The organism is Tsukamurella tyrosinosolvens (assembly GCF_900104775.1).
Lineage (GTDB): Bacteria > Actinomycetota > Actinomycetes > Mycobacteriales > Mycobacteriaceae > Tsukamurella > Tsukamurella tyrosinosolvens.
In genome coordinates this window covers 3,695,017-3,719,647 of sequence record NZ_FNSA01000003.1, presented here as the reverse complement: position 1 = coordinate 3,719,647, position 24,631 = coordinate 3,695,017, and the positions used below count along the sequence as shown (strand labels likewise).

23 protein-coding genes are annotated in these 24,631 nt (G+C 72.1%); 16 read left to right on the top strand and 7 right to left on the bottom strand.

All coding sequences use genetic code 11. The features are described from left to right. Positions 1-12: 12 nt before the first annotated feature. From BLW32_RS20370 to BLW32_RS20330, 9 genes are all read left to right on the top strand, one after another. Positions 13-1,521 (top strand): flavin-containing monooxygenase, encoded by a 1,509-nt coding sequence (locus tag BLW32_RS20370; protein WP_068739510.1) that lies wholly within the window; start codon positions 13-15, stop codon positions 1,519-1,521. Then, positions 1,514-2,413, top strand: coding sequence for an alpha/beta fold hydrolase (locus BLW32_RS20365; protein ID WP_068521591.1), 900 nt, complete (start codon positions 1,514-1,516; stop codon positions 2,411-2,413). Before BLW32_RS20370 ends, BLW32_RS20365 begins: the two co-directional genes overlap by 8 nt. Beyond that, entirely contained in the window at positions 2,410-3,834 is a 1,425-nt protein-coding gene (locus BLW32_RS20360; protein ID WP_068521589.1) for an APC family permease, read from the top strand. The genes BLW32_RS20365 and BLW32_RS20360 overlap by 4 nt, the downstream gene beginning before the upstream one ends. 70 nt (positions 3,835-3,904) lie before the next feature. Further along, positions 3,905-4,549 (top strand): hypothetical protein, encoded by a 645-nt coding sequence (locus BLW32_RS20355; protein ID WP_068739508.1) that lies wholly within the window; start codon positions 3,905-3,907, stop codon positions 4,547-4,549. Beyond that, positions 4,542-5,906, top strand: coding sequence for a glutamine synthetase family protein (locus BLW32_RS20350; protein WP_068739506.1), 1,365 nt, complete (start codon positions 4,542-4,544; stop codon positions 5,904-5,906). The genes BLW32_RS20355 and BLW32_RS20350 overlap by 8 nt, the downstream gene beginning before the upstream one ends. Further along, the gene (locus tag BLW32_RS20345; RefSeq protein WP_068521583.1) at positions 5,903-6,664 is read left to right on the top strand and encodes a gamma-glutamyl-gamma-aminobutyrate hydrolase family protein; all 762 of its coding nucleotides are present in this window, start codon (positions 5,903-5,905) and stop codon (positions 6,662-6,664) included. The genes BLW32_RS20350 and BLW32_RS20345 overlap by 4 nt, the downstream gene beginning before the upstream one ends. Continuing rightward, a complete protein-coding gene (locus tag BLW32_RS20340; RefSeq protein WP_082791171.1) occupies positions 6,661-9,117 on the top strand; it encodes an AMP-binding protein in 2,457 nt (818 codons plus the stop codon). Before BLW32_RS20345 ends, BLW32_RS20340 begins: the two co-directional genes overlap by 4 nt. Continuing rightward, on the top strand, positions 9,114-10,265 hold the full coding sequence (locus BLW32_RS20335) for a Zn-dependent alcohol dehydrogenase (protein WP_068521579.1): 1,152 nt from the start codon (positions 9,114-9,116) through the stop codon (positions 10,263-10,265). The genes BLW32_RS20340 and BLW32_RS20335 overlap by 4 nt, the downstream gene beginning before the upstream one ends. Further along, positions 10,262-11,725 (top strand): aldehyde dehydrogenase family protein, encoded by a 1,464-nt coding sequence (locus tag BLW32_RS20330; protein WP_068521577.1) that lies wholly within the window; start codon positions 10,262-10,264, stop codon positions 11,723-11,725. Before BLW32_RS20335 ends, BLW32_RS20330 begins: the two co-directional genes overlap by 4 nt. A 17-nt stretch (positions 11,726-11,742) precedes the next feature. Here the strand turns inward: BLW32_RS20330 and BLW32_RS20325 are convergent, their stop codons facing one another. Then, positions 11,743-12,963 carry a helix-turn-helix domain-containing protein gene (locus BLW32_RS20325; protein WP_068523212.1) on the bottom strand — a complete coding sequence of 407 codons (1,221 nt, stop codon included), beginning with the start codon at positions 12,961-12,963 and terminating at the stop codon, positions 11,743-11,745. A gap of 64 nt (positions 12,964-13,027) precedes the next feature. After that, complete coding sequence (locus BLW32_RS20320) at positions 13,028-13,432, bottom strand: winged helix-turn-helix transcriptional regulator (RefSeq protein WP_068521575.1); 405 nt, start codon at positions 13,430-13,432, stop codon at positions 13,028-13,030. Between the two features lie 117 nt (positions 13,433-13,549). Here BLW32_RS20320 and BLW32_RS20315 point away from each other — a divergent pair, with 117 nt between their 5' ends. The 3 genes from BLW32_RS20315 to gatA are packed head-to-tail and all read left to right on the top strand — an operon-like array spanning position 13,550 to position 16,253. Then, the gene (locus BLW32_RS20315) at positions 13,550-14,419 is read left to right on the top strand and encodes a zinc-binding dehydrogenase (RefSeq protein WP_068739504.1); all 870 of its coding nucleotides are present in this window, start codon (positions 13,550-13,552) and stop codon (positions 14,417-14,419) included. Positions 14,420-14,463: 44 nt separating this feature from the next. Then, a complete protein-coding gene (gene gatC / locus BLW32_RS20310) occupies positions 14,464-14,760 on the top strand; it encodes an Asp-tRNA(Asn)/Glu-tRNA(Gln) amidotransferase subunit GatC (protein WP_068521571.1) in 297 nt (98 codons plus the stop codon). Positions 14,761-14,762: 2 nt separating this feature from the next. Beyond that, positions 14,763-16,253 (top strand): Asp-tRNA(Asn)/Glu-tRNA(Gln) amidotransferase subunit GatA, encoded by a 1,491-nt coding sequence (gatA, locus tag BLW32_RS20305; RefSeq protein WP_231857281.1) that lies wholly within the window; start codon positions 14,763-14,765, stop codon positions 16,251-16,253. 105 nt (positions 16,254-16,358) lie between these two features. Here the strand turns inward: gatA and BLW32_RS20300 are convergent, their stop codons facing one another. The 5 genes from BLW32_RS20300 to BLW32_RS20280 all read right to left on the bottom strand — a co-directional run bounded on the left by BLW32_RS20300 (position 16,359) and on the right by BLW32_RS20280 (position 20,194). Continuing rightward, positions 16,359-17,264, bottom strand: a complete 906-nt coding sequence (locus BLW32_RS20300; protein ID WP_170181035.1) for a DUF559 domain-containing protein — start codon at positions 17,262-17,264, stop codon at positions 16,359-16,361. A gap of 149 nt (positions 17,265-17,413) precedes the next feature. After that, positions 17,414-17,845 carry a carboxymuconolactone decarboxylase family protein gene (locus tag BLW32_RS20295; protein WP_068521564.1) on the bottom strand — a complete coding sequence of 144 codons (432 nt, stop codon included), beginning with the start codon at positions 17,843-17,845 and terminating at the stop codon, positions 17,414-17,416. Positions 17,846-17,922: 77 nt separating this feature from the next. Further along, positions 17,923-18,402: an RrF2 family transcriptional regulator gene (locus tag BLW32_RS20290; protein WP_068739498.1), complete on the bottom strand. Its 480-nt coding sequence runs from the start codon at positions 18,400-18,402 to the stop codon at positions 17,923-17,925. A gap of 35 nt (positions 18,403-18,437) precedes the next feature. Beyond that, positions 18,438-19,634, bottom strand: coding sequence for an alpha/beta-hydrolase family protein (locus tag BLW32_RS20285; RefSeq protein ID WP_068739496.1), 1,197 nt, complete (start codon positions 19,632-19,634; stop codon positions 18,438-18,440). After that, positions 19,631-20,194: a hypothetical protein gene (locus BLW32_RS20280; RefSeq protein WP_068521558.1), complete on the bottom strand. Its 564-nt coding sequence runs from the start codon at positions 20,192-20,194 to the stop codon at positions 19,631-19,633. Before BLW32_RS20280 ends, BLW32_RS20285 begins: the two co-directional genes overlap by 4 nt. Before the next feature lie 112 nt (positions 20,195-20,306). On the opposite strand from BLW32_RS20280, the gene BLW32_RS20275 reads away from it, so the two are divergent. The 4 genes from BLW32_RS20275 (at position 20,307) to BLW32_RS20260 (ending at position 24,623) form a co-directional block, all read left to right on the top strand. Next, complete coding sequence (locus BLW32_RS20275) at positions 20,307-21,581, top strand: sensor histidine kinase (RefSeq protein ID WP_068521556.1); 1,275 nt, start codon at positions 20,307-20,309, stop codon at positions 21,579-21,581. 9 nt (positions 21,582-21,590) lie between these two features. Beyond that, positions 21,591-22,247 (top strand): response regulator, encoded by a 657-nt coding sequence (locus BLW32_RS20270; RefSeq protein WP_068521555.1) that lies wholly within the window; start codon positions 21,591-21,593, stop codon positions 22,245-22,247. A 59-nt stretch (positions 22,248-22,306) separates the two neighbouring features. Beyond that, positions 22,307-23,338, top strand: coding sequence for an ATP-dependent 6-phosphofructokinase (locus BLW32_RS20265; RefSeq protein ID WP_068739724.1), 1,032 nt, complete (start codon positions 22,307-22,309; stop codon positions 23,336-23,338). A 67-nt stretch (positions 23,339-23,405) separates the two neighbouring features. Beyond that, complete coding sequence (locus BLW32_RS20260; RefSeq protein ID WP_068739494.1) at positions 23,406-24,623, top strand: DUF4878 domain-containing protein; 1,218 nt, start codon at positions 23,406-23,408, stop codon at positions 24,621-24,623. Positions 24,624-24,631: the final 8 nt, after the last annotated feature.

Below are 24,631 nucleotides of genomic sequence, written 5' to 3'. Positions count from 1 at the left end.
GAAGGCCTCACGATGAACGTACCGACAAGCCGCACTGAAGATCTCGACATCGTCATCGTCGGCGCCGGGATCGCCGGCATCGGCGCCGCGAAGTACATCACCGAGGCCTTCCCGGACAAGCGAGTGGCGATCCTCGAAGGCCGCGAGAACATCGGCGGCACCTGGGACCTGTTCAAGTACCCCGGGATCCGCTCCGACAACGGCCTCCACACCTACGGCTACGAGTTCAAGCCGTGGACGGATCCCGACGCCATCGCCGAGGCGCCGAAGATCCTGAAGTATCTCCAGGAGACGGTCGACGAGTACGACCTCGGTCGGCTCATCCGGTTCGAGCACGGCGTTCGGCACGCCTCCTGGTCGAGCGCCGACGCCCGCTGGACCCTGGACGTGCGAACCCCTGACGGCGAGCGGCGGATCACCACGAAGTGGATCTTCGCGGGCACCGGCTACTACCGCTACGACGAGGGCTACACCCCGCACTTCGAGGGCCGCGAGGACTTCCGGGGCGACATCATCCATCCGCAGCACTGGCCCGAGGACTACGACTACGCCGGCAAGAGGGTCGTCGTCATCGGCAGCGGCGCGACCGCCGTCACGCTGATCCCGTCCATGCTGAACCACGACGGGGCCGCAGCGCACGTCACCATGTTGCAGCGCACGCCGACCTACGTCGTACCGTGGCCGAAGGTCGACACCTCGGCGCTGCTCTTCTTCCGACTGTTCGGGGAGAAGCGTGGATACGCGGTCACCCGGTTCGCCAGCATCTGGGCCGAGCGAGGCCAGGTGAAGTTCATCCGCGCCTTCCCGAAGGCCGCCCGCACACTCATCCGGAAGGCCAACGCCAAGTCCCTGCCGGAGGGCTATCCCGTGGACACCCACTTCAACCCGCCGTACAAGCCGTGGGATCAGCGCCTGTGCCTCTGCCCCGACGGCGACTTCTTCGCCGCGCTGAGCGACGGCGGCGCCTCCATCGTCACCGACAAGATCGAGCGGTTCACCGAGACCGGGATCGCGCTCGAGTCCGGCGACCACCTCGACGCCGACCTCATCGTCACGGCGACGGGCCTGAACATGCGGCTCCTCGGCGGGATCGATTTCGACGTCGACGGCGAGGCCGTTGCCATCCCCGACACCGTTGCCTACCGCGGCACCCTGCTGACGGGCCTGCCCAACCTGTCCATCGCGATCGGCTACACCACCTCGGCGTGGACCCTGAAGATCGGGATCGTCGCCCGCTACCTCTGTGAGCTGATCAAGCACATGGACGCCTTCGGCTACGACAGCGTCCGCGTCGACGCCGACCCCACCATGGAGCGCCGGCCGATCCTGGATCTGAGCTCGGGCTACGCCCAGCGCGCGCGCGACGTCATCCCGAAGCAGGGCACGGGCCTGTTCCAGATGTCGATGTCGTACCAGCAGGACGCGAAGATCCTGCGCGGTCCGCTGCTCGACGACGCCCTGCAGTTCGGTTCCACCCGCGACGAGGCGGGCGCGTCCACCAAGGAGCGGGTCGATGCCTGAGGACCTCGACCGGTTCGCCGTGCTCCCCGGCGGAACCCGCGTCTGCTTCCGCATCGACGGTCCTACCGACGGCCCGCCGGTCCTGCTCGTCGCGGGGCTCGCGGAGGACCTCACCACCTGGTCCGACCGGTTCGTCTCCGCGCTCGTCGCGACCGGGTTCCAGGTGATCCGCATGGACAACCGGGACTGTGGACGGTCGACGTACGCGACGACCCCACCGCCGAACACGCTGCGTCAGTTGCTCGCCCGGCCGCGGCGGGACGCGTACACACTCGCCGACATGGCCGCCGATGCGGCGCAGCTGATCGAGCACCTGGGCGTCGGACCCGTCCACCTCGTCGGACGATCGATGGGCGGCATGATCGCCCAGACCGTCGCCGCCCGGTACCCGTACCTCGTCACGACGCTCACCTCCCTGTACTCGACCACCGGCGATCCGAAGGTGGGGCAGCCGGCACCGTCGACCTGGGTCCTGCTCTCCGCCCCACCGGCGCGCGACCGGGTGGGTGCAGTCCGCTCACACCTGCGGATGACCGCGCACCTCGCCGGCGCCGCGTACCCGATCGATGAGGCGGAGGAGGCCGCGCACGCCGTCACGACGTTCGAGCGCACCGCCGGCGACGCGGTCGCCGGCACCTCCCGCCAGCTCCAGGCGATCCAGGCCTCGGGCGACCGATCCGAGGAGCTCTCGCGGATCACCGCGCCCACGCTCGTGATCAACGGCGACCGTGACCTCATCGTGGCCCCGTCGGGCGGCGACGCCACCGCGGCGGCGATCCAAGGGGCGCGACACATCGTGGTCCCCGGCATGGGGCACCACCTGCCGGACGCGCTCGCGCTGCGCATCGCCGACCACGTCGTGGCCCACCTCGAGCGGGCGGTGGCGCGGTGACCGCGACGGCCGGGCCCGCGGCCGCCCCCGGCACCGGTCTGGAGCGGACGCTCGGCGTCGGGCACATCGTGTTCATGGTCGTCGCCATGGCAGCGCCGTTGACGGTGTTCGCCGGGCTGATCCCGCTGATGCTCGGAACGGGCAACGGGATCGGAACGCCCGTCGACTTCGTGATCGTGGGTGTGGTCCTTCTGCTGTTCACCGCGGGGTACTCCGCTATGACGCCGGAGGTCCGCAACGCCGGCGCGTTCTACTCCTACGTCCAGCGGGGGCTCGGGACGGCGGCGGGGCTCGGCGCTGCGGCACTGGCGCTGGTCACCTACAGCGTGCTGATGGTCGCGGTCTCCGGATACCTCGGCGCTTCGGCGCGCACCGTGGTCGAGACCTTCTCGGGTGCGTCGGTGCCGTGGTGGCTGCTCGCCGGCGCCGGTCTCGCCGTCATCGGCTTCCTGGGCCATCGGAACGTCGACGTCAGCGCCCGCGTGCTCGGCGTCCTGCTCGTCGCCGAGATCGGCGTCGTCGCGATCATCGACCTCGCGATCACGATGCGCGGCGGAGCCGGCGGACTCACTGCGGAGCCGTTGTCCTGGAACGCCTTCGCCGGTGGTGCGCCCGCTACCGGGATCATGTTCGCGGTCTTCGGCTTCGTCGGCTTCGAGGCGACCGCGGTCTTCCGGTCGGAGGCGAAGGATCCCGATCGCACGATCCCGAGGGCCACGTACATCGCGGTGGCGCTGATCGCGACCGTATGCGCCGTATCGGCCTGGGCCATGATCGTCGGCCTCGGTGTCGATCGCGCCGCCGAGCTCGCGGCGGGCGACCCCGAGGGCCTCGCTTCCGGCCTCGCGACGCGGTACATCTCGCAGGTCGCGCACGACGCCGTGCAGGTGCTGCTGGTCACGAGCTTCTTCGCCTGCGTCCTCACTGCCCACAACGTCGTCTCGCGCTACCTCTTCGCCCTGGGCCGCCAGGGCGCCCTGCCGCCCCGGCTCGGCGAGGTCCACCCGGCGCACCGGTCGCCGTACGTCGCCTCGCTCCTCACCTCGGCCGTGACCGGCGTCCTCGTCGCGGTCACCGCGGTCGCCGGACTCGACCCCGTCATCCAGGTCTACGCCTGGTTCGGCGGCGCCGGAACCCTCGGACTGATCGCGCTGCTGACCCTGACATCCGCAGCGGTCGTCGTGCACTTCCGGCGGCGGCGCACCGCGTCCCCGTGGCACGGCACCATCGCTCCCGCGCTCGCCCTCGTGGCGCTCACCGGGATCCTCGTGCTCGTCGTCGCCGACTTCGAAATCCTCATCGGCTCCCGCGCCCTGGCCGACCTTTTCCTGGGCCTGCTCGCCGTGGCGTTCCTCGGCGGCCTCGCGTGGGCGACGATCCTGCGCCGATCCCGGCCGGCCGTCTACGCGGCCCTCGAGTGACGGAGGCCCGCGGCAGCGGGCGTCCACCTCGCAATCACCCACCACCTCGTCCGAGGAAGGAATCATCCTCATGTACACCACGACACTCCCCGCCGCCCCCGCGGCGACGGTGCGGGTCGAGATCGACGACGATGCCGCACCCGTCGTCCGGCTGATCGGTCGCACCCTGCGCGACGCGGTCCGGCTCGACCACGCCCCTGACGTCCTCGGGCGCGGGGTGGGCACCGTCGCCGTCCGCTCGCACTCCACGCCGCAAGCCGCCACCGTCACCTTCTCCGACGGTGCCGTGACCGTGACCGGCGGCGTCTTCGCCCCGACCGACGCCACGGTCGTCGTCGACCTCGCGTCCCGGTTCGCGAGCGCGGGCGTCGACGGCGATCCGGAGCTCGCCGGAGCGATGCTCCGCGCGCTGCAGTTCCCGCTGCCCGACTGGCGCACGGCCGGCGCCCGGTTCTGGGAGGCCACGCGCGCGATCCGCGGCGTGCCCGATGTCCTCGTCGCCGTGGCCACGGGGCCGGACGGGCGCGAGGAGGCCCGCTTCGGCGCGGGCGCGACGACCTACCGCATGGTCGGCACACCCGACGCGCTCGCCGGTGTCTTCACCGGCGCCGACTTCCTGTTCACCGCCCTGGAACGCGGTCTGGGCGTTCAGGGCAGCATGGCCCAGCTCTCGGCCATGACCGCCGCCTCGTGGAAGGCCCGTTACGATGTCTGATCCCATTCCGGACGCTACGACCACCGGCCGGCCGGTCAAGGCCTATCGCGTGGAGGCCACCAATCACGACGGCAGCTTCATGGGCAAGAGCGTCACGCCCGCGAAGTTCGCCTCGGGCAAGGCCGCCGGGTTCGCGTTCGCCGACGTCCTGTTCGCCATCGACATGGGCACCGACGTCGTCTTCGGTGACCCGTATCCCGAGTGGCGCGGCAACCTCTACGACATCGCGCTGCTGCCCGACATGAGCACGCTCGTGGAGTGGAAACCCGGCGTCCACTCCGTGATCGGCGACTTCTGGCTGAAGGACGGCAGCCCCAATCCGATCTGTCCGCGCAACCTCGTGCGCCGGCAGATCGATCGGCTCGCCGCCCTGGGCTACACCGCGACGGTCGCCGTCGAGATCGAGACCACCCTGTTCGAGGAGTCCATCCAGGAGGCCCGCGCCCGCGGATACCGCGACCTGACACCGCTGGGCGGAGAGACCGGCGCGACCTACAACCTCGCCCGGTCGTCGGACTGGATCGACTACATGGAGGCCGTCACCGACCGGCTCGACGAGCTCGGCATCGTCTGGGAGGCGTGGACCGACGAGGCCGCCCCCGGGCAGACCGAACTGAACATCGCGCCCGGCGCGCCGCTCGCGGTCGCCGACGCGTGGGTGCGGACCAAACAGGTCATGCGTGAGATCGCCTGCGAGAAGGGGCGGTCGGTCACCTTCATGGCCAAGCCCACCGCGGGCTTCGGACAGGGCGCGCACCTCAACGTCTCGCTGCAGCGCGACGGCGTCAACCAGTTCTACGCGCCCGACGGGCCCTCCGAGCTCATGCTCGACGCGGTCGGCGGCCTCATGGCGACGATGGCGGGCGCCACCCTGATCTCGCTCCCGCAGATCACCTCGTACCGCCGTCTGGTGGACGTCTCGGGCCCGCCCACGACCATCACCTGGGGCGTCAGCAACAAGACCGCGGCGCTGCGCGCCATCGCGGGGCATCCGAAGTACTCCCGGCTCGAGTACCGCGTGCCCGGCTCCGACGTCAACCCCTACTACGCGCTGGCCACCGTGCTCGCCGGCATCGTCGCGGGGATCGAGAAGAAGGTGGCCCCGCCGCCGCAGGTCGACGACATGGCCTGGTGCCTCCCCGACGACTGCGGCGTCGAGCGGATCCCCGACTCGATGACGAAGGCGATCGCCGCGCTCGACGCGGACGAGCTCCTCCGCGAGTACCTCGGCGACGAGTTCGTCGACTTCTGGACGGCCTCGCGCCGGTGGGAGTGGATGCAGTTCCACACCACGGGCGGCGACCCGTACGCCGAACTCTCCGAGTGGGAGTCCCGTCGCTACTTCGAGTTCTCATGAGCCGCAAGCCGTTGGTCGGGATCACCGGCCGCCGATTCCAGCTCAGCCTGCTCGCCAGCGCCGACCCCCGGTACGGCAAGGCGTGCATGGACTCGTTCATGTCCGCGTTCGCGACCCGCATCGCGGAGGCGGGCGGCGTGCCCGTGCACCTGCCCTACGATGCCGACCCCGTCGACGCCTGCGAATGGCTGTCCGGCGTGGTCGTCACCGGCGGGCAGGACGTGCATCCGGACCGGTGGGGCGGCGACGCCTCCGTGGTCCGCGGCATCGATCCCCGCACCGACACCAACGCCCACGACCCCGAGCGCGACGAGTACGAGTTCGCGCTCACCCGCGTCGCGATCGACCGCGGGATCCCGCTGTTGGGTGTGTGCCGCGGCGTGCAGGTGCTCAACGTCGCGCTCGGCGGCACGCTGATCGCCGATCTGCCGCCGGGGCCGATACCGCACCTGTCGCAGCAGGGAGCACCCACGGACGGCGACGCCGACCACGTGGTGACCTTCGTGCCCGGCTCGACCGCGGCGCGCGTCTTCGGCCCGAGCATGGTCACCAACTCGTGGCACCACCAGGCCCTGGACCGCTGCGGTGCCGGGCTCGTCGTGACCGGCCGCGCGCCCGACGGCGTGATCGAAGCGGTGGAGGTGCCGGGCGCCCCGATCCTCGGGGTGCAGTGGCACCCCGAGTGGATGGAGCGCGACGACCCGGCCATGGACTGGATCGTCGACGAATCGAGGAAACGACAGGAGGCCTGGGGATGACCATCGACACGACCCGCACCTGTGCCGCCCCGGCCATGCGGCGCGCCGTCGCCGCCGACGCGATCGGCGACACACCCCGCGTCCGGACCGTCACGGGCCTGCTCGCCGACGGTGCCGCCCGCACCCCGGAGGCCGAGCTGCTGCGCTTCGGTGACGAATCGTGGACGTACCGTCGGTTCGACGAGGCGTCGTCGCGTCTCGCGCACCGGCTCATCGAGACAGACGGGATCGCCCCGGGCGACCGCGTCGCGATCATGCTGCCCAACATCGCGGGCTGGCCGCTCACCTGGCTCGCAGTGCTCAAGGCCGGCGGGGTGGCGGTGCCCGTCAACTCCGCCTACCGCGCAGCCGATCTGCAGTTCGTGCTCGCCGATTCGGGCGCCCGGGTGATCGTGACCGATGCCGATCACGTCCCGCTGGTGCACGACGTGATCGCCGGCGATCGCGCCCTCGCAGGCGTCGCCGTGTTGGACATCGCGGACACGTCCGACGCCGCGTTCCCCGCCACGCCGCCGGCGGTGGCCGGCGCCCCCGACAGCCTCGCCAACCTGCAGTACACCTCGGGGACGACGGGATTCCCGAAGGCGTGCATGCTGACCCACGACTACTGGACGCGGATCGGCTGGGCGTGCGCCGCGGCCGTCGGGCTGGGCCAGGACGACGTCCTGCTGACCGCGCAGCCGTTCTCGTACATGGACCCGCAGTGGAACACGGTCCTGGCTCTCACCACCGGGGCGCCGCTCGTGGTCCTTCCGCGCTTCTCCGCGTCGGGATTCATGGCCGACGTGCGCCGCCACGGCGCGACGTTCTGCTACGTGCTCGGGTCGATGCCGACGCTGCTGTTCAAGCAGCCGCCGAGCCCCGAGGACCGGAACAATCGCCTCCGCGCGGTGTTCTGCTCGGCGATCCCCGCGGCGCTGCACGCCGACCTGGAGGACCGCTGGGGCGCCCCGTGGCGCGAGGTCTACGGCATGACGGAGAGCGGCATCGACCTGTTCAGCCCGTTCGAGGACACTGCGGCCGTCGGCAGCGGCACCCTCGGGCATCCCATCGCCACCAAGGAGATCCGGATCGTCGGCGCCGACGGTGCCGCGGTGCCGACCGGCACGCCCGGGGAGCTCACCGTCGCCGGCGTCCCGATGATGCTCGGCTACTGGAACCGGCCCGAAGCCACGGCCGAGACGCTCCGCGACGGCCGCCTGCACACCGGCGACCTCGCCGTCGTCGACGAGCGCGGCGGCATCCGCCTCGTGGGTCGGCTCAAGGACATGGTGCGCCGTGGCGGCGAGAACGTGGCCGCCGTGGAGGTCGAGGCCGCCCTCGAGCACGACGATGCCGTGGTCGCCTCCGCCGTCGTCGCCGAACCCGACCCGGTGCTCGGCGAGGAGGTCAAGGCCTTCGTCCAGCTCGCGCCCGGAATCGCGGCCGATCACGCGGCGGCTGTGGCGATCGTCGCGCGTGTCGCCGAACGGCTCGCGAAGTTCAAGGTGCCGCGCTTCATCGAGTTCGTCACCGACCTCCCGCGGACCCCCTCACAGCGGGTCGCGAAACCCGCCCTCAAGGCCCGTGCCGCCGAGGTGCCCGGCCCGGTCTTCGACCTGCGCGCCCCGGCGCCGGCGAGCGCCCCGGCACCGTCGAACAAGGAGAACCCCGTGGAACAGAACAACGATCCCGTCGAGCAGGTGCTCGTGGAGGTGGTGCGCGAGGTCGCGATCATCACGCTGCGCCGCCCCGACAAGCTCAACGCGTTGACGGTCGGCATGCGCCGCCGCCTCGCCGCCCTCATCCGCGAGTACGGCACGGGCGACCGCGCCCGCGGCATCGTGCTCACGGGTACCGGCCGCGCGTTCAGCGCCGGCGAGGACCTCTCCGCGCCGCCGACGAGCTTCGACGGGATGCGCGAGAGCTTCGAGAGCTTCCACGACGTGACCCGCGCGGTGATCGAGACCCGCGTTCCCGTCGTGGCCGCGGTCAACGGGATCGCCGTGGGCGGCGCGTCGGAGATCACGCTGTGCTGCGACGCGCGGATCGGCGTACCCGGGACGACGTACTACCAGCCGGAGAACGCCCGGGGACTGACGATCTCGAACGCGTCCAGCCTCCTGTTGCCGCGGATCGTCCGCGGGCACGCGATGCGGATGATCCTCGGCTCCGAGCGCATCGGTGCCGACGAGGCGCTCCGGATCGGCCTGCTCGACGAGGTCGTCGAGGGAACCGCGCTCGTCGACCGCGCCGTCGACGTGGTCCACGCGTGGACGCCGGAGGGGGCCAACACCACCGCCCTGCACCTGGAACTGCTGCGGCCGACGCTCGACGAGATCGAGCGCGCCTTCGCCCGTGAGGACGCTGCGGCCGACGCGTCGTGGAACAGCGGAGCCCTCACCGCCGGGGTCCAGGAATTCTGGGACGCCCGCACCACACCCGCCACCGCTACCACCGGAGGAGCCCGATGATCACCACCCGCGCCGCCGTCCTCACCGCCGTGGGCGAGCCGTTGCAGCTCACCGGCATCCACGTCGACGATCCGCAGCCGCACGAGGTGCGTCTCGCCGTCACCCACGTGGGGCTGTGCCACAGCGACCTGCACTACATGACCGGCACCGTCCCCACCGAGCTGCCCGTCGTGGTCGGGCACGAGGTGGCCGGGATCGTCGAATCCGTCGGCTCGGCGGTCACGGGATTGCGCCCGGGCGATCGGGTCACCGGGGCGCTCACGCCGTCCTGCGGCCAGTGCCGGAACTGCGACGCCGGGCACTCCACACAGTGCCAGCGGCAGGACGAGATCCGGGAGCGTCCGAGGCCCGCGTACGCGCTGCCCGACGGTACGCCCGTCGCGCGGCTCGGCGACGTGGGGGCGTTCTCGGAACACATCCTGTTGCGGGCCAACGCCGTCGTGAAGCTGCCCGACGACGTCTCGACCACCGTCGGCTGTCTCCTGTCGTGCTGCATCGTGACAGGCGTCGGCGCGGTCTTCCGTGGAGCGCAGGTCCGGGCGGGATCCACGGTCGCGGTGATCGGCTGCGGCGGTGTCGGTTCCGCCATCATCCAGGGCGCGCGACTGGCGGGCGCATCGGCGATCATCGGGATCGACCTCGATGACGCGCGGCTGGAGGCGGCGCGTTCCTACGGTGCCACGCACACCGTGAACGGCGCCTCGGACGTGCCGGCGGAGATCCGCGAACTCCTCGGCGACGGCGTCGACTACGCCTTCGAGGCGGTCGGATCCGCCCGCACCGCGGCCACCGCGTTGGCGGCGGTCCGCGGCACCGGCACCGCCTGCCTCGTCGGGATCGCACCGATGGGCACGGAGCTCGCCGTGCCCGCGCACGACTTCTTCTTCACCGAGAAGAAGCTGATCGGCTCGTACATGGGCTCCGGTCAGGCCCGGGAGGACATCGCGCAATTCGCGCGCCTGTACCAGCAGGGGCGTCTGATGCTCGACGAGATGGTGACCGAGGTGATCCCGTTCGACCGAATCAACGAGGGGTTCGAGGCGATGACCTCGGGCGAGGTCACGCGCATCGTCGTCGCCATGCCCACCGCCTCGGACGACCCCGCCCGACCCGACGTCCGACTCGATGCCGTGGAGGCGACCCGATGACCACCATGAACACCACACTCGCGCAGCCGCGTAGCTACATCGCCGGCGAATGGATCGACTGCAGGACGCTCGACGCCTGGAACGTCGACCCCAACACGGGCGAGCCCGTGCACCGGATGGTGACCACGGCCTCCGCGGACCTCGAGCGCGCGTTGCAGCTCGCCGAGCGGGTCTATGAGGCCACCGACTTCACCGCCGACGAGTTCCGTCTGGAGCGCGCCGACGCGCTGGAGCGGGCCGCGGCGAAGGTGGAGGAGCGGATCGAGGAGATCGCCCGCATCGACGCGCTCACCAGCGGCACCGCGATCAGCGCCACGCGGAAGGTCGCGGCGTTCCTGCCGTACCGCCTCCGCGGTGCCGCGGCCGAGGCGCGGACCATCGCCCGCGTCTCGCCGCTCGCCGCCGACGGCCGCGACGTCCGGCTGCACCGGATCCCGTGGGGCCCGGCCGCGATCCTCACGCCGTGGAACGGTCCCAGCTTCATCCCCGCGGCGAAGGCGGCCAGCGCGATCGCCGCGGGCTGCCCGGTGATCCTCAAGCCGTCCGAGCACGCGCCGTCGAGCGCACAGGCGATCGTCGAGTGCTTCGCCGACGCCGGGCTGCCCGAGGGGGCGCTGCAACTGGTGCACGGCGCGGGGGACATCGGCGCGGCGCTCACCGGCGACCGGCGCATCCAGGTGGTGTCGTTCACCGGCGGCCCCGGCGCCGGCCGCGCCATCGCCCGCGCCGCCGCCGAGGACTTCACGGTCCTCCAGTTGGAGCTGGGCGGCAACAACCCCGCGCTCGTCCTCGACGACGCCGACGTGGACGTCGCCGCCGACGGGATCCTCACGGGTATGACGAATCTCAACGGGCAGTGGTGCGAGGGGCCGGGCAAGGTGCTGGCGCCGCACCGGCTGGTGCAGCCCCTGCGGGAGGCCCTGGCCGCGCGGATCGCGAACCTGCGGATCGGGCACTCGCTCGACGAGGGCACCGACATCGGCCCGATCTCCAACGAGCCGCACTACCGGACCCTCCTGCAGCGGATCGACGGCCTGCGCGCCCTGGGCGCTCACATCGACCAGCCGGGGGAGCTGCCCGGGCTCGCGGGGTTCTTCCTGTCGCCCACCATCGCGACCGGGTCGGATCCCGATCGCACCACCGCCGAGCTGTTCGGTCCCGTCATCTCGCTGCACGGGGTGGATTCCGACGAGGAGGCGCTGCGCGCCGCGAACGCGCACCCGTCGGGTCTCGACGCCTACGTCTTCGGCACCGACACCGATCGTGCGATCGCCGTCGGCGCCCGCGTCAAGTCCGGTGAGGTGCGTGTCAACGGCGCGAAAGTGGCCGACCTCGGCGACGATTCGGCGCAGAGCTTCTGGGGACCGTCCGGCATCGGTGGGCACGGCCCCGCCGAGTCCGTCCGGGTGTTCTGCGGCGACCGGGTGGTCGGCGTCGACTCGCCGGACCTGCCCATGTGACTGCGCCCGGGCCGCCCTCAGTCGCGCAGCTGCACGAGCATGAGGGCGGCCACCACGCTCGCCGCGTTGTCGGCGAGCGGCGCGGGTAGTAGCTGATCCACCCGCGCCAGCCGTCGCTCGACGGTGTTGCGGTGCGTGTACAGCTTCTCCGCGGCCGCCGACGCGTTGAACCGTTCCCGCACGTACGTCAGCGCGGTGTCCCGGAGGCCGGCGTCCGCGGTGGCCAGGTCGCCGAGCGTGTCGGTGACGAACTGATCAGCCTGTGCCATGTCCGCGGTCAGGACCGAGATCAGGGCGACGTCCTCGTACCGCACCACCGGGCGCGCGGATCCGACCCGCGCCAGAACGCGCTGCGCGGCGAGGGCGTCGAGGTGGCTCCGACGGAATCCCTCCAGATCCCTCCCCGGTCGTCCGAAGGCGACGTGGACCCCGATTCGATCGGCCAGCGCCGCCTCCGCCGCCTCGACGGCCGGGGCCGCCTCGGTCGGCACCCACACCCAGAGCGCGGACGCGCTCGCGTTGAGCGTGAGCCGGCGGGTCGCGCCGCCCGCGCGCATCACGGCCTCCGCCGCAGCGTCGAGTCCGGCTGCGTCGTCGGTGGAGTCGCTCCAGACGATCGCCGCGAGGTGACTTCCGGTGAGGGCGTAGCCCAGCCGGGCCTCCGCCCGGTCGCGCCCGATCGGCGCTCCTTCGAGCAGGAGTTGGACCGTCGCGTGCCGCTCGGCGCTCGCGCCCCGCGCAAGCTCCGCGCGTTCCTGCTCGACGTACTCATCGAGCGCCGCGATGGAATCGTCGACGAAGGTGGACATCGATCGTTCGGAGATCTTCATCAGTTCGCGCAACTCGTCGAGGTCGCTCGTCGCCGCGAAGCACTCGTCGACCCACGCGGACCACGCGCCGTGCTGGGCGCCCCGCCACGAGCCGAGGTCGTGCATGTCCAGCCCGCGCCGCACCACGTCGCGGGCGAACTGCAGGATGTCCGGGTCGGTGCTGGGGGGCACCCGCGCGCCGGGATCCTGCAGGTTGCCCGACAACCAGTGCATCATGTTCGTCTTGTTCATCCGGCGGTCCGCAGCCACGAGCTGAGGGTCGTCGAGCACGGCGCGGTAGTCGGCCGCCTCGTGCGCCGCGGCGGTCAGCTCGGCGACCGCGGCGTCCGACGACGCGAGGAGTCGCTCCGCCACCTCACGGATCAGCGCTGCGATGCGCCGCTCGGGGCGCGGCCACGTCGAGTCCATCATCGCACTGTATCTCCGGCGGCGGCGGTCTCCGGAGGGAAGCGGCGAGCGGCTCCGCGATCTCCTAGGCGCTCGTCGCCGCGTCGTAGTCGGCGCGGGCGCGGTGCACCGCGGGCATGTTGCTCTCGGCCCACCGCTTGAGGTGCTGGACCACCTCGTGCAGGGATTCGCCCAGTTCGGTGATCGCGTAGGTCACCGTGACGGGGACCGTCGCCTCGACGTCGCGGGAGATGAGGCCGTCGCGCTCGAGGGTGCGCAGGGTCTGGGTGAGCATCTTCTGGCTCACGCCGGCCACCTCGCGCGACAGTTCCGAGTACCGCTGCGGCCGTTCGTGCAGCGCGCACAACAGCAGGGTGACCCACTTGGACGACAGCTGCTCCAGCAGCTGTCGGCTCGGGCACTGCGCGAGGAAGGCGTCGTACTCCAGTCGCTCGATCTCGCGCCGCTGCGCGGCCGTCGTGGTGGCCATCGTGATCCTCCGCGTTCCTTACGCACTCCGGGGTACGTACTTCCCAATGGAGAGTAGCGCTGCGATGGTGTGAAGGCAACGCCCCGAACCGCGGGGCGACCGGCGGAAGGAACCACCATGCAGGCAGTACACGTGCGCCCCGGCGGCGCTCCCGCGATCGTCGAGGTCCCCGTTCCCGCGGGCGAGGTCCTCGTGCGGATCGCCGCGGCCGCGGTCAACCCGGTCGATGCGTTCACCGCCGCCGGAGGCCCGCGCGACGCCGGCTGGGCCGCGCCCGACGCGGTGCTCGGCCTCGGCTGGGATCTCGCGGGGGAGGTCGTCGCCGTGGGCGACGGCGCCGCGATCGCGCCCGGCACCCGCGTCGCCGCCATCGTCGCCGACCCGACGGTCGCCACCTTCGCGGAGTACGTTGCGCTGCCCGCCGCCGACGTCGCGCCGATCCCGGACGGGATCGGCACCGTCGACGCGGCGGCCCTACCGCTGGCGTCGCTCACGGCCGCCCAGGCCCTCGACCTCGTCGGCGAGCCCGGGGGAGACCTGCTGATCACCGGCGCCGCGGGCGCGGTCGGCGGCTTCGCCGTTCCCCTCGCGGTACGCGCCGGCTGGACGGTCACGGGCCTCGCGCGTCCCGCCGACGCCGAGGGCGTGCGGGACGCCGGGGCCGAGGCGGCCACCGGCCTCACCGGCGGGTACGACGCCGCGCTGGACACCGCGTCCCTCGGCGAGTCCGTCGCCGCGACGGTCCGCGACGGCGGCGCGTACATCGCGGTGCTCCCCGGGACCGAGCCCCGGACGGACCGGATCCGGTCCGTCGCCGTGTCGGTGCGCGCCGACGGCCAACGGCTCGCCGGGCTGTTCGACCTCGCCGCGCAGGGCGTCCTGGCTCCCCGGGTGCGCGCGACCTTCCCGCTGGCCCGATTCGACGAGGCGCTGGCCGCGGCGGCGACGCGCGGTGCGCGGGGCAAGGTGGTCGTCACGGTGGCGTGACCGCCGTGTGCGGGCGACGAGCGGCGCCGCCTAGGATCAAGGGCATGTCTGCCATCTCCCGGGACGAGGTCGCCCACCTGGCGCGCCTGTCGCGCCTCGCCGTCACCGACGAAGAGCTCGACGTCTTCGCCACGCAGCTCGATTCGATCCTCGAGCACGTCAAGGTGGTGACCGAGGTCGGCGACGCCGACGTCGCGCCGCTCACCCTGCCCGAGGGCAACGTGAACGTGAACCGGGCGGACAGCCCCGTCGGGAGCCTGACGCCGGAGGAGGCGCTCTCGGGCGCCCCGAACCGCGAGGGCGACCGCTTCGCCGTGCCGCGCATCCTGGGGGAGGAGTGACCGTGACCGATCTGCGTGCATCCACCGAGATCACCGGCGCCACCGCCGCCGACCTGGCCGGGAAGATCGCCGCGGGCGAGCTGAGCTCCGTCGAGGTCACCCAGGCGCATCTGGACCGGATCGCCGAGGTCGACGGCGAGCTGGGCGCGTTCCTCCACGTCTCGGGCGAGGAGGCCCTCGCGGCCGCCCGCGCCGTCGACGAGGCCCGGGCCCGCGGCGAGCAGCCCGCGTCCGCGCTGGCCGGCGTGCCGCTGGCGCTCAAGGACGTCTTCACGACGACCGACGCGCCGACCACCTGCGGCTCCAAGATCCTCGAGGGGTGGACGGCGCCGTACGACGCGACCGTCACCGCGAAGCTGCGCGCCGCCGGCATCCCGATCCTCGGCAAGACCAACATGGACGAGTTCGCCATGGGCTCGTCGACGGAGAACTCGGCGTACGGCGTGACCCGCAACCCGTGGGCCGCCGACCGCACCCCGGGCGGCTCCGGCGGCGGCAGCGCCGCGGCCCTCGCCTCGCATGAGGCGCCGCTCGCCATCGGTACCGACACCGGCGGCTCCATCCGCCAGCCCGCGTCGCTGACGGCCACCGTCGGCGTGCGCCCGACGTACGGCGCCGTCAGCCGCTACGGCCTCGTCGCCTGCGCCTCGTCGCTGGACCAGGGCGGGCCGTGCGCGCGCACCGTCCTCGACACCGCACTCCTGCACGAGGTGATCGCCGGACACGATCCGCGCGACTCGACCTCGCTCGACGCCCCGGTTCCCGGCGTGGTGGCCGCCGCCCGCGCGGGCGCCGCCGGCGACCTCACGGGCGTCCGGGTGGGCCTGGTCAAGGAGTTCGGCGCCGACGGCACCGAGGCCGGCGTCCAGGCGTCGTTCGAGAAGGCCGTGCAGCATCTGCGCGACCTGGGTGCCGAGACCGTCGAGGTCTCGTTGCCCACACTCCAGTACTCGCTGGCCGCGTACTACCTGATCCTCCCGTCGGAGGTCTCGTCGAACCTCGCCCGGTTCGACGCCATGCGCTACGGCCTCCGGTCGGGCGACGACGGCACGCACTCCGCGGAGGAGGTCATGGCGCTCACCCGCGAGGCCGGCTTCGGCGCGGAGGTCAAGCGGCGCATCATGATCGGCACCTACGCGCTGAGCTCGGGCTATTACGACGCCTACTACGGCAGCGCGCAGAAGGTCCGCACCCTGCTGGCCGCGGACTTCGCGAAGGCCTACGAGCAGGTGGACGTCATCGTCTCGCCGACCACCCCCACCACGGCGTTCAAACTGGGGGAGAAGGTCGGCGATCCGCTGGCGATGTACCTGTTCGACCTGTTCACGCTGCCGACGAACCTCGCCGGCCATTGCGGCATGTCCGTGCCGTCGGGCCTCTCCACGGACGACGGTCTCCCCGTCGGCCTGCAGATCCTGGCGCCGGCGCAGGCGGACGACCGGCTCTACAAGGTCGGCGCCGCCTACGAGACCGCCCGCGGTCCCGTCGCCTGACGGTCGCCCGCGGCGCTGACCTCGGCCCATCGGATCGACCCGTCGGGTGACTTAACAGCGTTAGCCCAGGCGGCGTCCTGGGGAAACGTCTGCGGCGAGTGCTGGTTACCCACTGGTAGCGGGATGGTCGCGCTCCGCGAGTGCGGTGCGGACGCGGCGAAGGAGGACGTCCGGGCGGTTCGTCAACGGCCCCGACGTCACGATGATGAGGTTCCAGCCGAGGTCCTTCTCGAGCACGTTCCAGCGCTCGACGTCGGCGGCGTGCTGCTTCGCGTCGCGATGATGGGCGCCGTCGTACTCCACGGCGACCTTGTGCTCCTCGTCGGCGAGGTCGAGGAAGTACTCGCCGTCGAGCACGGGAACCTGCGGAATCATGGTCGTCAGTCCGGCGCGATGGAGCGTCAACCGGGAGAAGGTCTCCCACGGCGATTGGGCGCGACCGTCGGCCTCGTCGAGAACGGACCGGATGCGGGTGCCCCGCCACCACTCGCGTCGCGCGAGCTCGGCCTCGATCTGCGCCGCGGTCGCCATCGCCGGGCGCGACACCCAGGCCGGACGGTGCGTCGTGGCCGGCCTGCCGAAGACGCGGAGGCACTGGTCCGCGGCGGCGATGCCCTCGTCGCCGGCGGTGTAGCGAATGAGGTCCATCGTCGTGCGGAGCGGTGAGGTGCACGGCAGCCCGTAGCGGACGACGATGTCGTCCGCGTCGAACTCGGCGGTACGACTGAGGATGCCGCGTCGGCGGATCTGCTTCGGCCCCAGGACTTCGACGATCTCCCGTGACTTCGCCATCGTGTGCAGGTGCAGTCGCGCCGCCGTCCAGCCGCACAGCGCGGATCCGGGGTACTGGCGGATCATCGCCGTCGCGAGGTCTCCGACCGCGCCGCCGGCGGATCCGCGCGGAACTCGGAAGCCGGGTGTGATGCAGAGGTAGTCCTTCTCCGCCGCATACCGGCCCACGGCGGCGATCAGGTCCGCTGATCGATGCACCTCGCGCTCGAACGCCCCCATGTTCATTTTACGCGCGAGCCCTGTGTTGCGGTTCCCCTGTATCGGCTACCGGCGGGTAGCCAGCAGCCGATGCAGGAGAAGTCCCAGGAAGCGTCCTGGGCTAACGCTGTTAAGTCCGGGTGGCGGCGAGGTCAGAGGTCAGGGTGGGGTCATGGGGCGGGGTGGAGGTGAGTGGTGATGCCCAGCATGTTCCAGGTGTTGATGGTGCCGACGGCGACGAGCAGGTCGGTGCGGCGCTCCTCGCCGAGGAGGCGGCCCGCCTCGTCCCACAGGGCGTCGTCGACCGCATCGATGCCGCCGGTCAGCCGCTCCACGAAAGCCAGTGCGACGCGCTGCGTCTCGTCGAAGAAGGGACTCTCCTCCCACGCGGCGACGCCGTAGATCGTGCGGGTCGGCGTACCGAGGCGCTCCAGGTCGCTCGCGTGCATGTCGACGCAGAAGGCGCAGCCGTTGATCTGCGATGCGCGCAGTTTGACGATGTCGTACAGGACCTTGCCGAGCGACTTCGCCAGCCGGCCGTCCAGCGCGACCAGCGCCGTGTAGGTCTCGGGCGACGACGTGGCTCCGGGGGTGCGGCTCATGGATCTTCCTCTCGATAGATGGATATTGAATGTCCAGGTTTTAGGGCGGGGGTCTCGGGGACGGCGGGGATGGTGGCTCAAGCGCCGCCGAAGTGGCGGCGCGCCGCGTCGGCGACGCGGCGCGGCGTTGCGTCCGACAGGTCGGCGATGGAGGTCGCGGCCAGTTCCCGACGCCAGGCGAGCTCGGCGCCGCGCATCGCGTGCGCGATGCCGCACGGTCGCGCGAACTCGCTGCGGGGACTGCCCTCGTTCATGCCGCGCTGCCGGATCTCGGTGCAGGCGAACGCCGCCGTGCCGCCCTCGATGGCCGCGACGACGTCCATCAGGGTGATCTCCGCCGCGGGACGCGCCAGCCGGATCCCGCCCCGTCGGCCGGGGAGGGATTCGGTGATCCCGGTGCGCGCGAGGGCCTGCAGCTGCTTGCCGAGGTACGCGGCGGGGAGGTCGTAGGACTCCGCGAGTCGCGAGGCGGGGACGGGGGTGAGGTCGCCCTCGTCGAGCCAGTGCAGCAGCACGCACACGTGTGCCGCCCACTCGACGCCCTCGCTCATCCGCATGCCGGTCCTCCTTAACCTGGACACAAAGTATCCGGTTAAGCCGCGGTGGGCAAGCCCTCCCGCGCGACGAGGTCCGCGACCAGTGCCGATCCCTGGCTCTCGTCGTAGCGGTGCCCCAGGCCGGGCGGCGGAGCGGTGGCACCCAGCAGGTCGACGGTCGCCTGCACGAACGAGAGCACGGGCAGCCACGGCGGCCTCGGGGTGGCGCGTCCGGAGCCGGACGCGGCCCGTGCCGGCGGCGCGACCAGCAGTCGCGCCGACCAGATGCCCACCGGATCGGAGGCGTTGAGCTGTGCGGGCCCCGCGAGCGCCACGCCGGCGGGGGTGCCGACCTGCAGCGTCGCGGCGATCGGGACGTGGAGCTCCGCCGCCCGCTGCTGGGCGGCGAGGACGCCCACCGTGCCCAGACTCTGCCCGTACACGCGGATCGGGCTCGACGGTGCCCGCCGGTGCAGCTCGTCGATCAGTGCGGCCGTGCTCGCGGCGGCGGCGTCGCGATGCAGGACGAACGACTGCCAGCTCGGCATCTCGGTGTACTGCACCGCCACGATCGCGCTGTCCCCGTGCAGCGACTCCTCGACCCCGCGCACGAAATGAGGATCCACCCAACCGGATCCGGTCGGCACCGCGATCACCACCGCCCGCCGCGCGAGGCCGCCCGCGGCGATGAGCCGGTCCACCGCCACCGCGGCGCGCGCGGAAGGGGTGGCGCCGTCGCCGAGGGAGGCGTACGCCCGCACGCCCGGTGCCGAGGACTCGATACCCGCGAAGCGTTCCGCGTACGACGCGGTCTCCGCCGACGTCGCCGTTGCGGGCCAGGCGATCCCGGCCGTCACCGCGACACCGGCCAGCGCCGCGACGGCGGCCCGGGCGCGCACAGGCCACAGCGCGCCGGCCGCCAACGGTGCCGCCACGACGGCACCGGCGAGCGCGGCGAAGGCCAGCGGCCCCACCGGATCCGCGCCGGCGGCCGCCCGGAGGTGGTTCTGCCACAGCACCCAGCCCGCGAGCGCGGCCGCCACGATGTAGAGCGCGACCCGTCCGCCACCGTCGGACGGCTCCCGCCGGCGCACGACCGCCCACCCCGCCACCGCCCCGATCGCGCCGAACAGCAGGCACGCCACGATCTGCACGACGACGGTGCGCGGCAACTGGTTCGGGAAGAGCGCGCACGCCACCCCCACGGCGTACCCGGTGGGCACGCCGCCGCGCAGGCGCGGCCGCGGGATCACAGCCGCCCCCCGACCGTGAGCCAGCTGGTGACGACCTCGCGCAGGGACTCGGCCCGCGGCGGACCGTCGTGCTGGCGCCAGGTGTTGGCGCGCACCGCCATCACCGTCAACCCGGCGACCTCGGTGCAATGGCGGCGCTGCGCGACCGGGCGTGCCGCGCACGCGGCCGCGAGCCGGTCGGCGAAGGCGTCGTCGATCCGGTGCCGGGCCCAGCCGCCCAGCGGGCGTCCGGCGGCGTCGGCGTGACGCAGTAGGTCGTACCCCAGGTCGTGCGCCTTGCAGGGCGCGTCGAAGTCCGCGGGCAGCCGCACCACCGACGAACAGTCACCGTGCGGGTTCACGGCGTACCCCGGGCCGGCCGCTGCGGCGTACCCCAGGGAGCGCGGCACCGCGCGCACCTGGGCGGCGGTGTCGAGCGCGGGATCGGTGACGGCGCGGACCGCGGTGGCGGTGGACGAGTCCTCGCGCTCGGCGGCCTCGCCCGCGGCGGCGGGGAGGGAGATCCCGAACGACAAGGGGACGGCGAGTACGGCTGCGGCGGCGAGCATGCGGCGGTTCATGACAGCGACGCTAAGAACGCCGGATCGATCCGCGGATCGGCTGCGCGAGGGGTTCGATATCACCCGGAAGTATGAGGACGCCGTGCGCGCGGTGCCCCTAGCGTTGCCTTCCATGAGGACGACCACGAAGAGGATCGAGCGGTTCGGACGCGCCACGGTGCGCGCCGGGCGCTACCTGGACCGGCAGAGCGCGCTGCACATCCAGGCCCCCGACGGCGCGCTGCACGCCACCCCGCTCGGGATCTTCCTGTCCCGGAGGATCAACTGGCTGTTCCTGCTGGTCGCGCTCATCATGTGGGCGGTCGCCTGGCCCACCCTGAACGAGCAGTTCGCCGTGCCGGCGGCGCTGCTGCCGATCATCAGCGGCCTCTCCGTCCTGCCCATCGCCATCGCCTGGGCGCACCCGCGCGCTGCGTGGGGGATCGTCGCCGCGACGGCCGCGGTGTTCCCGCTGCTCTGGTTCGATGCGAAACAGGACTGGCAGTGGAACTGGCAGGTCTCGTTGATCATGGCGATGCTGATCACCAGCTGGATCGCCTTCCTCAAGTGCTCGCCGCTCGACGCCATCGCCATCGCCGCGGCCTCGTCGATGCTGTTCTGGCTCAACGCCCAGGACGGCACGGGCGGCGGCTGGGTCGCCGGGATCCTGGTCTCGCTGGTGATCATCCTGCTGCTGCGGCTGGCCTTGCAGTCCCGCAACCGTCTCGAGGAGCAGACCGAGGTCAGCGAGCTCGAACGCGGCCGCCGCGCGATCCTCGAGGAGCGCACCCGCATCGCCCGCGACCTCCACGACATCGTCGCGCACCGGATGTCGCTCGTCGTGGTCCAGGCGCAGACCGCCCAGTACCGCGTGCCCGACGTCTCCGAGCGCGCCCGCGCCGAGTTCGACGGGATCGCCGTCTCCGCCCGCGAGGCCCTCAACGAGGTCCGCGCCCTGCTCGGCGTCCTCCGGCTCGACGACGCCTCGGCCGAGCTCGCCCCGGCGCCGGGACTCGGCGGCGTCGACGAGCTCATCGACGGTGCCCGCGCGGCGGGTGTCGTGGTCGATTACCTGCCCCTGCCGGACCCGTCGGCGATCGGGGAGAGCACCGCGCTCGTCGCGTACCGGATCGTGCAGGAGTCCATCGCGAACGCCACGCGGCACGCGCAGGGCGCAGCGATCACCGTCGCGCTCACGCTGGACACCGGGACGCTCAACCTGAGCATCGAGAACGGCCCCCGGACCTCCGACGCCGACCTCGGCGGCCCCGGGCTGGGGCAGGGCATCCCCGGCATGGCCGAGCGGGCGCGCACCGTCGGCGGCTCCCTGTCGGCGACGCCGACGGCGGGCGGGGGCTTCGCGGTCCGTGCCGCGCTCCCGGCCCGTCCCGACGGTGCCACCGCCTAGGCTGGGTCCGTGCCCATCACCGTGTTCATCGCCGACGATCAGGCCATGGTCCGGCAGGGCTTCGGCGCCCTGCTGGGAGCGCAGCCGGACATCTCCGTGATCGGGGACGCCCCCGACGGGAAGGCCGCGGTCGCCGAGGTGGCGCGGCTGCAGCCCGACGTCGTGCTCATGGACGTCCGCATGCCCGAGATGAACGGGCTGCAGGCCGCCGCCGAGATCCTGCGCCGGCACGACGGCGTCCGCGTGCTGATGCTCACCACCTTCGACATCGACGACTACGTGTACGAGGCGCTGCGCGTCGGGGCGTCGGGATTCATGCTCAAGGACGCACCGGCGGAGGAGCTGGTCCGCGCCGTCCGCGTGGTGCACGAGGGGCAGTCGCTGCTCGCCCCGTCGGTCACCCGGCGGATGATCGCGGAGGTCACCGCAGCCCGGGCGCACCGTCGGACCGCGCCGCCCGAACTGGCCACGCTGACGCCGCGCGAGCGCGAGGTGCTCGAAGCCGTCGCCGCCGGGCGGTCCAACGCCGAGATCGCCGCGTCGTTGTTCGTCTCCGATCAGACCGTGAAGACGCACGTCAGCAAGGTCCTGCAGAAGCTCGGCTTGCGCGACCGGGCCCAGGCCGTGGTCTACGCCTACGAGACGGGGGTCGTGACCCCGGGGTGAGCTCCTCGTGAGTCGTCCTGACAGGTTCGGTCCGAGGCGGCAAGATCGACGGCATGAGTCTGCGCATCGGAGTCCTGACCGGTGGTGGTGACTGCCCGGGCCTGAACGCGGTGATCCGCGCGGTGGTCCGCACGAGCGATTCCCGCTACGGCTCGGCGGTCGTCGGGTTCCAGGACGGCTGGCGGGGCCTGCTCGAGGACCGCCGCGTGCAGTTGTCGAACGACGACCGCAACGACCGGTTGCTGACCAAGGGCGGGACGATGCTCGGCACCGCCCGCACCCACCCGGACGTGCTGCGCGCCGGCCTGGACCGGATCAAGCAGACCCTGGACGACAACGGCATCGACGTGCTCATCCCGATCGGCGGCGAGGGAACCCTGACGGCGGCGTCGTGGCTCGCCGACGAGGGCGTCCCCGTCGTGGGCGTACCCAAGACGATCGACAACGACATCGACTGCACCGACGTCACCTTCGGCTTCGACACCGCGCTGACCATTGCGACGGACGCGATCGACCGGTTGCACTCGACCGCGGAGTCGCATCAGCGGGTGATGCTGGTGGAGGTGATGGGCCGGCACGCGGGCTGGATCGCGCTGAACTCCGGGTTGGCGTCCGGCGCGCACATGGTGCTCATCCCGGAGGTGCCGTTCGACGTGGAGGAGGTGTGCGCCATGATCAAACGCCGCTTCCAACGCGGGCACTCGAGCTTCATCGTCGTCGTCGCCGAGGGCGCCAAACCCGCCGAGGGCACCATGGAGCTGCGCGTCGGGGGTACCGACGAGTTCGGCCACGAGCGGTTCACCGGCGTCGCCCACCAGTTGGGTGTGGAGATCGAGAAGCGGATCAACAAGGAGGTCCGCACCACCGTCCTCGGGCACGTCCAGCGCGGTGGGACGCCGACGCCCGCCGACCGGGTGCTCGCCACCCGGTTCGGCGTCAACGCCGCCGACGCCGCGCACGCGGGGGAGTTCGGGCAGATGGTCTCGCTGCGCGGCGCGCAGATCGCCCTCGTCCCGCTCGCCGAGGCGGTCAAGCAGCTCAAACGCGTCCCCCGCGAGCGCTACGACGACGCCGCGGAGTTCTTCGGCTGATCCGAACGCCCGACAGGATTGGCCACCCTGAAGCGAACCTTAAGAGGCTCCGGGCACGATTCCGGCCATGAATCCGAATCCTCCCTCGAACCCGGGGTTCACGCCGGGCCAGGATCCGTCCGACCCGAACGAGCAGACGCAGCTGCGCCCCACCTGGCAGCCCGACCACCCGGCCGCCGGGGTGCCGTCGTACCCGCAGCAGGGCGGCGCACCGTCGTACCCTCAGTACCCGGCCGCGCAGGGCTACCCGGCCCCCGGCCCCGGCGCCGTGCCGCCGTTCCCGCCCGTCCCCGGCGGACCGGGTGCGCCGAAGAAGCCGCGCCCGGCCTGGCTGATCCCCGCCCTCATCGGCGGCGGAGCCGTGCTGCTGGTGATCGTGCTGATCGCCGGCATCGCGATCGTCAAGAGCGTGGGCGGCGGGGGCGACACCGGCTCGCCCGGCGCCACCGTCAAGGCCTACTTCGCCGCCCTCCAGGCCGGCGACGCGAAGAAGGCGTTGAGCTACGGCAAGGAGGCGCCCGCCTCCACCGAGCTGCTCACCGACGACGTGCTGCGCAAGCAACGCGAGCTGGCGCCGATCAAGGACCTGAAGATCGTGAGCGAGACCGACGGCTACATGGGGTCCGTGCACCTGACGGTGACGATCGGCGCGGTGTCCTACGACGAGAACCTCACTCTCGAGAAGGTGGGTGACGACTGGAGGCTGCAGACCGCGGCGGTGCAGCTCAAGCCGTACTCGTCGTACGACTCGGACAAGAAGAACATCACCATCCTCGGCAAGCCGCTGCCCGCGTCGGGTGTGGTGTACGTCTTCCCCGGCGCGCTCGACCTCGGTTCCGCCAACAAGAACCTCGTGCCGCAGCAGGAGAAGATCAGCGTCGGCGACAACAAGGGGCAGGCCCCGGTCGACGGACTGTCGCGCTACAGCGTGGGCAGCACGTTCAGCATCGCGTTCGGCCTGAGCGACGCCGCCAAGACCTCCGCGCGCGAGCAGATCGCGGCCAAGTACTCCGCCTGCGCCGCGTCGAAGGACCGCTACCCGTCGGGCTGCCCGCAGTCGGACTTCTCCGGCGAGAACGGCACGTACACCTGGACCGCGCCGAACGTCCAGGACATCGACCTCGGCGAGACCGTCCGCGACGGCCAGGTCTCCTTCCGCGACACCCGCCCGTGGACGTTCACCGCGACCGGTCGCGACGGTCGTCCGGTCACGGGATCCGACTCGGGGTTCGTCACGGGCACCATCACCGTCACCGCCGACGCGGTGGCCGTCTCGGTGCGCTGACCGGCGCC